The sequence below is a fragment of the Acidimicrobiia bacterium genome, from assembly GCA_016650365.1.
Taxonomy (GTDB): domain Bacteria; phylum Actinomycetota; class Acidimicrobiia; order Spongiisociales; family JAENVV01; genus JAENVV01.
In genome coordinates this window covers 1-4,159 of the sequence record JAENVV010000184.1, presented here as the reverse complement: position 1 = coordinate 4,159, position 4,159 = coordinate 1, and the positions used below count along the sequence as shown (strand labels likewise).

Sequence of the window (4,159 nt, the reverse complement as noted above, 5' to 3'; positions counted from 1 at the left end):
GCGCCAACGACAGACGACGCCGTAGCCAGCACCCCGATCTGCCAGCGCGCGACGCCGAATTCGGTGATCAGACTCGAGGCAAGCACAGCTGCGATGACGAGTGGAAAAGTGGAGGCTCCCATCACTCCGGCCATGATTGAACTGAGGGTCAGGTGCCGCCGCATGGGACAGGACGCTACCTGCTCTGGCCAGGTCGCGACGTTCTATGCTGGGTAGCGGAAAGGCCCACCATGAAATTCCTGCGCGATGCTCCGAACTATGACCTGACCTACAGCGACGTATTCATGGTGCCCGGGTCCACCACTTCTGGAAGTCGGTTGGATGTAGACCTTGCGACCCCTGACGGGGTGGGAACTTCGATTCCGGTGGTCGTGGCGAATATGAACGCGGTAGCCGGCCGGAGAATGGCCGAAACCGTGGCCCGGCGGGGCGGCATCGCCGTCCTCCCCCAGGATGCCCCACGCCAGGTGCTCGCAGCACTCATCGACGGTGTCAAAGCTGCCCACCCGATCTATGACACCCCGATAACCCTCAATCCGAATTCGACGGTCTCAGAAGCGATGTCGCTGGTCTACAAGCGTGCCCACGGAGCGGTGGTGGTTGTCGAAGGGGACACCCCGGTTGGCATTTTCACGCCGACGGATGCCCAGGGCGTTGACCGCTTTGCCCCTCTGGCCGAGGTCATGCATAGCGATCTGGTCGTGGTCGAAGCCGGGACGGCTTTAGAGGACATCTTTGACATGCTGAGCCACGAGCGACTCACGACCGCCCCGGTCGTGGAAGGTGGCAAATTGGTCGGGGCCATCACCCGGAAAGGCGCGTTGCGGGCCGGGCTGTACCGGGCGGCTCTCGACACCGAGGGCCGATTGATGGTCGCTGCCGCAGTGGGGATCAACGGCGATCCGGCCGAGCGGGCTGCCCAGGCTTTGGAACTCGGCGCCGACCTCATCGTGGTTGACACGGCTCACGGTCATCAGAGCAAGATGATTGAAGCAATACGACGCGTACGATCCGCCATCGGCTCGACCATCCTCGTTGCTGGCAACGTGGTCACCGCCGCTGGAGTGAGTGATCTGGCTGCCGCCGGCGCCGACATCATCAAGGTGGGGGTCGGTCCGGGTGCGATGTGTACGACCCGGATGATGACAGGAGTCGGTCGGCCTCAATTCTCGGCCGTGCTCGAATGTGCCGCAGAGGCGAGCGCCCTTGGCAAGACGATCTGGGCCGATGGCGGCGTCCGTTACCCGCGCGATGTGGCGTTGGCACTGGCGGCGGGAAGCGCGTCGGTCATGATTGGATCATGGTTTGCAGGTACCTATGAGGCCTCTGCCGACCTGCAGTTTGATGAAGCCGGTCGGATGTTCAAGTCGAACTATGGGATGGCCTCGGCCAGGGCGGTTCAACTAAGGACCAAGGGGGACTCTGAATTCGACCGGGCGCGCAAAAGCCTCTTTGAGGAGGGAATCTCCACGAGTCGGATGTACATTGATCCAGAGAGTCCCAGCGTCGAGGACCTCATCGACCAGATCACGGCCGGAGTCCGCAGTTCCTGTACCTATGCCGGCGCCCGAACCATTTCCGAATTCGCCGAGCGGGCGGTCATCGGCGTCCAATCATTGGCAGGGTTTCAGGAAGGCCGCGCCACCGCCTCGACCTGGCTCTAGGCGTTCGAAATCGTTCAGGAGGCGGTTAGGTCAAGGGGGCGTAGCCGATGAGGCCGAGTGCCGCGATGATCAACGCCACTCCGGCGATCTGAACGAAGCTGAGCCGCTCCTTCAGCAAGACACGACCGAGCCCAACCGTTACAGCCGGGTACAGGGACGAGATAACCCCCGTGATGGACAGCAGCCCGATCTGGCTGGCCAACAGGAAAAAGATGTTGGCCAGCATGTCGATGAACCCGGACGCGTACGCCCATCGGGCCGCCGCCGGCGGTGCTCCCGGCTGATCGCGTTTGGCCAGGAGAATCGTGCCGAGGACCACGATGGCGGTCAGTTTGGCCGGGATGAGCGGCCAGAGCCCCGCTGCTTCGTCGATCTGAGCGATGAACGCGAAGAACGCGCCGAAGCCAAGTCCCGCCAGGGCAGCCATGACCAGTGTGGACCGGGCCGGTCGGTGTTCAGGCGCCCTGTCAAAGCCGGAGACGAGCGGAACGGCAATGAGGCCAAACGCCGCCCCGGTCAGTGCGAGCGCCGAGGGCCGCTCCCCGGCGAGCAAGCCGACCGAGAACGGCACGATGGCTCCGACGAACGCGGTCAACGGCGACACGGCAGCCATGGGTCCGACGGCCAGGGCTTTGAAAAGGAACACGAGGCCCAGCATGCCGGCCAGTCCGGAGCCGGCGCCGTACAGCGTGTCTCGGAGCGTGATTTCGCCGCCCATGATCAGCCAACCAGCCGTGGCAAGAGCGAGCGCCGTCAGGGCCGCCCGAAAAGTCACTCTGGTAGCAGCCATTTGTTTGGATGCGTACCCACCGAAGAAGTCTGAGAACCCGAAACTGATCGCCGACGCCAGGGCGAGCAGCGCACTCATTTCAGGTCGTCTGGCAGCCGTTCAGTGACGGTCTTGATGTCTTCGGCTGAATCGCGATGCATCACGAGAACCGAGTCGTCGGTTTCGACAATGATCAAGTCGTGAACGCCCAGAACCACTACCGGTTTCGACTCCGACCGTACATACGAGTTTTTCACGTTCGACAGGTAGACCTGACCACCGATGACATTCCCGTCTTCGTCGGCGTTTCCGAGGTCGTGTAACGTCGCCCAGGACCCGATGTCACTCCATCCGCACGACAACGGCAGTACGGCACCTCGCGTGGTCGGTTCCATTACGGCGTAGTCGACTGATAGTGGCTCGATGGCGTTCCAACTGTCGCTGTCAAGGAGGCGAGTGTTCCCCGTAAGCGTGGATTTTTCGTATGCGGTTGTCACAAGTTCATACAGCGCCGGGGCATGTATCTCCAGCTCGGTGAGGAAATCCGCTGCTCCAAACACAAAGATCCCCGCGTTCCAAAGGAATCCCCCCTCGAGATATCGGGTCGCCGTCTTGACATCCGGCTTTTCAACGAACGCCGCAATCCGGCTCGCTCCGTTCGCGATGGGTTCGCCGGGCTGGATGTATCCATACCCAGTTGCCGGGTAGGTGGGGATCACCCCAAATGTTGTCAGGTAGCCCTGGCCGGCCGTGGTGGTGGCCAGGCGCACCATGCGGGCGAACTCGGCGACGTCACCGATGACGTGATCGGACGGAAGAACCACAACGATGGCTTTCGGGTCCCGTTCGACCGCCGCCAAACATGCGCTGGCGACTGCCGGAGCCGTGTTTTTGGCCGCCGGTTCGATCAGGATCGATGGAACGGCGCCGACGGCTCCCAACTGATCAATAACGCGGTCGACATGGGCAGCCCCGCAAACGACCAGCGGTCCGTCGACGTTGCTCAGGGAGGTGAGCCGTGAGGCGGTGTCCTGGATCAGGGTGTTGGTCCCCGTGAGTGATCGAAACTGCTTCGGCATCGCCTTGCGAGAGAGTGGCCACAAACGGGTGCCGGATCCACCCGACAGGATTATGGGAATGATCAAGGCTATTTCCCCGTGAATATCGGAGAGCGTTTTTCCGCGTAGGCGACCATCGCCTCCATGAGGTCGGCCGACTGGAGGTGGGAAGCGTTGTAGAGCGCCACGTAGTCGAGAGCCTCGGCGACCGTTCGGCCCTCGTTGGCTCGCAAGATGTGCTTGGTTCCCTGTACGACCAGGGGAGAATTGGCGGCAATGTCCTCAGCCATGGACCGGGCGGCTTTGTGGAGGCCGGCAACGTCGTCGAATAGGTCGTTGACGAGTCCGATCTTCTCGGCGCGAGCGGCGTCGATGTCCTTGCCCGTATACGCCAGTTCGGCGACATGGCCGGAGCCAAGGATGGCCGGGAGTCGTTGCAGGGTTCCGACATCGGCCACGATGGCGATCTTCGTTTCCCGAATTGCGAACACGGCATCTCGGGTGGCGAGCCGGATGTCAGCGGCCGTAATGAGGTCGATCCCACCACCCAGGCAGTAGCCGTGAATGGCCGCAATGACCGGCTTGGGACAATCGGCCACGGCCGACAGTGCGGCCTGCATGCGCTTGATCTCTTGATAGGCACTCTTGGCTCTGGCGGCCGGTGAGTC

At 62.4% G+C, this 4,159-nt stretch carries 5 protein-coding genes; 1 reads left to right on the top strand and 4 read right to left on the bottom strand.

The genetic code is table 11. The features are described from left to right. The coding region (locus JJE47_11120) for a hypothetical protein (protein ID MBK5267971.1) at positions 1-164 on the bottom strand (164 nt) is incomplete at its 3' end. Positions 165-230: 66 nt separating this feature from the next. Between JJE47_11120 and JJE47_11115 the strand changes: the two genes are divergently transcribed. Further along, positions 231-1,664, top strand: coding sequence for a GuaB1 family IMP dehydrogenase-related protein (locus JJE47_11115; protein ID MBK5267970.1), 1,434 nt, complete (start codon positions 231-233; stop codon positions 1,662-1,664). A 25-nt stretch (positions 1,665-1,689) separates the two neighbouring features. Here the strand turns inward: JJE47_11115 and JJE47_11110 are convergent, their stop codons facing one another. From JJE47_11110 to JJE47_11100, 3 genes are all read right to left on the bottom strand, one after another. Next, on the bottom strand, positions 1,690-2,532 hold the full coding sequence (locus JJE47_11110; protein ID MBK5267969.1) for a DMT family transporter: 843 nt from the start codon (positions 2,530-2,532) through the stop codon (positions 1,690-1,692). Beyond that, positions 2,529-3,578 carry a mannose-1-phosphate guanylyltransferase/mannose-6-phosphate isomerase gene (locus JJE47_11105; GenBank protein MBK5267968.1) on the bottom strand — a complete coding sequence of 350 codons (1,050 nt, stop codon included), beginning with the start codon at positions 3,576-3,578 and terminating at the stop codon, positions 2,529-2,531. Before JJE47_11105 ends, JJE47_11110 begins: the two co-directional genes overlap by 4 nt. A 2-nt stretch (positions 3,579-3,580) precedes the next feature. Then, on the bottom strand, positions 3,581-4,159 hold a 579-nt coding region (locus JJE47_11100), incomplete at its 5' end, for an enoyl-CoA hydratase/isomerase family protein (protein MBK5267967.1).